We start from the raw sequence: 3,820 nt of genomic DNA on the forward strand, positions 1-3,820 counted from the left end.
GACCCGTACAATCCGGCCGCCGTCCAGCTGCTCGACGACGCGAGTTGGGAACTCACGAGCTGGGTCGCCGCCGACGGCACGCCGCGCACGATTCCGCACGGCGACAACGGCGAGCCGATCAGGCTCGCGCTGTCGACCGAGTCGGGCGTGCGGCGCGCGAGCGGCTTTTCGGGCTGCAACCGCTATATGGGCACCTACGCGATCAAGAACGGGCTGCTCAGCTTCGGGCCGCTCGCCGGCACGCGCATGGCGTGTCCGGACGCGCTGGGCGGCCAGCTCGAGCATGCGTACCTCGATGCGCTCGCCCACGTGCAGAAGACCGGCGTGCAGATGCGCGAGCCGCAGCAATTGCAGATCGTGACCGAAGCCGGCGAGACGCTCACCTTCACGCGTCGGGGCGGCTGATGCGGCGCCCGAGCGCGGGCGGTCCATGCGCCGCCGCGTCGCGCGGCCTCGAATCCATGCGTCGCGCAGCCTGAACCGGCCTCGCCGTCTTCATGTTGCGCCGGCGCGCTGTCAGTCTCGTCAATCTCGTTCGTCGGCCGGTTAAACTCGGCGGATCGCGCACCGCGCCCCGCCCTTCTTCCTGTTTCATCAAAGCATGCACACGGTAGTCTTCGGCTGGTTCGGCATCTCTGCCGTCTGGTTCCTCCTTCTCTTCTGGCGTCTCGTTCAGGCGATGCTGCCCGGCGGCGGCGGCCTCGCCGGCCACGGCTCGATTCGCCTCTGGATCGGCTTCGCGGCGGTGTTCGTCGCGAGCTGCGCGCTGACGAGCCCGTTGTCCGGCCCGGACACCAACGCGCTCGGCCATGCGCTCTCCGCCGGCTTCGCCCACGTGCTCGGCCCGATCGGCACGCCGGTCGCGATGGTCGTGCTGTTGCTCGCCGGCTTGCCGTGGCTGACCGGCATTCGCTGGCGCCAGTTCGCCGCGTGGGTCGACGCGTCGTTCGGCGTGAAGCTCGCGCGCGACGTCGCGGACGACGACGTGCGCAGCGTCGCCGACCTGCCGCGCGGCGCGCTGCATCGCGACGACGACATCGTGCAGCCGACGACCGCCCATACGGTCAATTCGATGGCGCCGCGCCAGAACGGGCGGTATTCGCGCCCGACGTTGTGGAAGCCCGATCCGCAGGCCCGGCCGAAACCGCGCAACAAGGCCGCGGCGCGCCCCCTGGCGGAGCCGGTCGCGCCGTCGGGATGGCTGAAGCCGACGCCGGCCAAGCGCATGCCGGCGCCGCCGGTCCCGGCTACGCCGAGCGCGATGCCGCCGCCGACGACCGGCAGCACCGCCAGCCTCGCGCGCGCCGCCGCGAACGCGCAGGGGCCGCGCCCGAATCCGGCGCCGCTGCCGGCCGGGTTCCAGCCGGTTCGACCGCAACCGACCGCCGCTCGGCCGGCAGCCGCTGCAGCCGCGACGGCAGCCGTGGCGGCGTCGAAGCAGCCGAGCGCGCCGCGCGCCACGGTCGCGCCGCGCCCGGTTGGTGCGACGCCGCCGCGCACGGCCGCACGTCCGGCGACGGGAGCCGCCGCCGGCCCGGCTGCTGACCCGGCACGGCGCCGCCCCGCGCCGCCGACGCCCGCCCGCGCACCGCTTTACGCGTGGGTGCAGCAGCCCGCAGAACCGATCACGCCGGCGCCGAGCGTTCACGACACGCTGCGCTCGATCGAAGCCAGCACCGCGCAGTGGGCGGCGCTGGATGGGGTGCGGCCGGGGAATGCGGCGGGTACGGCAGCAGCGGCTGGCAGTTCGGCGAGCGAAGCGACCGCCGCGGCGGTTGGTGCGGTTGGTGTGGCAGGCGGCGTGGTTGCGTCCGAGTCGGCCTCCGTTGCCGCGTCGGGCGCCCTCGCTTCGGATGGGCATCCGGTCGCCCCGCACGACGTCGGACGGGCGGATGCGCTCGCAACCGCATCTGCGTCCACATCGGCTCCCGGTGCTTCCGCTGCTTCCGCCGACAGCGAACCGATCGTGCTGGATGCGTTCATGCCATTAGGCTCAGGCGCGCACGCTCCCATCGTGGACATCAGCTCCTGGCTCGTCGATCAGCCAGCGCAGGACGCGCCGAAAGCGCCCGGCGTCGAAACGCACGCGCACGCAGACCGTCCGGGCAGCGAACGCGAACATGCCGTCAACGGCGCTGCCGCGCCGGAATCCCATGCACCGATCGACGTTGCGCCCTGGGAAGACGTCGTCGACACGCCCAGTTCCGCATTGGATACGTCGCAGTCGCAACCGATTTCGGCACGCCAGGTGCAGGAAGGGATGGCGACTCGCGATGTCGACGGAGCTGGTTCGATCGCCGGTACGCCGTCGGCGAATGCGTCGGGTCGTGACGTCGACCGCGCGGGCGCTGGCAGCAGCGACGGGGCCCTCGCGCAACCAGCGGTTAGCGCCGATATCGCCCGATTCGTCGACGCGAACGACGGTATGGCAGGGACGCCCGAACCCGCGAAACAAATTGCGCACGGAGCGCTGAACGCATCTATGCCGGCTTCGCCGACTGCGGACGCGTCGGCGTCGCCTGCAGCGGCTGCGTCGTTGCAAGCGCCCGTCGCGCCGAGTCTGCCCGCATCGTTTGCAACGCCCGCGGCACCTGCGGCGTCGGCGTCGCCTGCAGCGGCAGCGTCGTCGCAAGCGCCCATCGCGCCGAGCCCGTCAGCGTCGCTGGAATCGGCCGCGGCGATGGCCGCATCGGCATCGCCTGCATCGGCAGTGTCCTCGGAAGCGCCCGTCGCGCCGAGTCTGCCCGCATCGTTTGCAACGCCCGCGTCGCCGATACCGTCCGCAGCATCCCCGGCACGCGCCAGCATGCCCGGAAGCCCGTACGAACCCGGCAGCCACACGCCCAACACCGCATCGACCGTCTCGACTGCCCCGCCCGCCACGGCAACGACTAGCGACACCGCCGCTTCCGCGGCGCGCGCGTTCGCATCGCCGATCGCACCGGCGACGCCTGCCCGCGCACCTTCGATCGATGCGTCGGCGCAGTCGGCGATGCGCGCCGCCGAGCCGATGTCGGCCGTTGCAACCGCATCGCTCCCCGCCGCCCTCGGCTCGACCGCCTCGCATCCGACGGCAAACGTTCCCGTGACGCAAACGACGGCATCGTTCTCCATGTCGACGGAGCGCGCAGCCACCGGCGCGTCGCCTGCATCGGCCACGGAGTCGGCATCCCACGCGAGCCGCACGCCAGACGCGCCGGCGGTCGATACACCGGCCGAGTCCGCCACGCAGACACATGCAACGCAAGCGCCAACCGCCAGCATCGCGCCGGCTCCGTCTGCGGGCGCACTTGCTGCCGTCGGTACGGCCACGCCCACGTTCGGGTCGACCGCTGCATTTGGCGGCACGTCGACGGCGAGCGGTACGCCCGCGTCAATGACATCTATGACGCCGACCGCAGCGATTGCGCCATTCGCGGCACCGCCGTCCTCGACTCAGGCAGCAGCGCCCACGTCATCCTTCACCGTTTCCCACGCGCCGCTCGACGCTGCGGCTCCGGATCGCGTGATCGCGTCCACGCCCGCGCAGCAGGCCCAGTCGTACACCGGCACGCCGGCGCCCGCTACTTCGTCGCCGACCAACCCGATGCCCGCAGCAACGATCGCGACATCGACGGCCGCGCCCGTCGGCGCCGCACTGCCGACGCTCACCGCTGCATCGCTCCCCGGCGCCATGCTGGCCGGCACCTCGCCCGCGGCGGCGGCCGCCGAGCCTGCCGCTGCTACGGCAATGGCAGCAGTGCCCACACCGGCCACCGTCACCTTCGCCCAAGCCGTAGCACCGACCGACGCACCCGCATCGTCCGCCGCAAACGCCGCC

At 72.4% G+C, this 3,820-nt stretch carries 2 protein-coding genes and 1 pseudogene; 2 read left to right on the forward strand and 1 reads right to left on the reverse strand.

Annotated elements, in window-relative coordinates; all coding sequences use genetic code 11:
- Window positions 1-405 (forward strand): META domain-containing protein (locus C3Y15_RS31175; RefSeq protein WP_134206940.1); only part of this gene is annotated, 405 nt, incomplete at its 5' end.
- On the opposite strand, the gene C3Y15_RS32485 is transcribed toward C3Y15_RS31175, so the two are convergent.
- Window positions 386-811 carry a hypothetical protein gene (locus C3Y15_RS32485; protein WP_243860303.1) on the reverse strand — a complete coding sequence of 142 codons (426 nt, stop codon included), beginning with the start codon at window positions 809-811 and terminating at the stop codon, window positions 386-388. The genes C3Y15_RS31175 and C3Y15_RS32485 overlap by 20 nt on opposite strands.
- Window positions 812-835: 24 nt before the next feature.
- On the opposite strand from C3Y15_RS32485, the pseudogene C3Y15_RS31180 reads away from it, so the two are divergent.
- Window positions 836-3,820 (forward strand): annotated as a pseudogene (locus tag C3Y15_RS31180) (DNA translocase FtsK); the annotation flags it as partial.

Origin of the sequence: Burkholderia sp. B10, from assembly GCF_004368385.1 — a bacterium.
GTDB lineage: Bacteria > Pseudomonadota > Gammaproteobacteria > Burkholderiales > Burkholderiaceae > Burkholderia > Burkholderia vietnamiensis.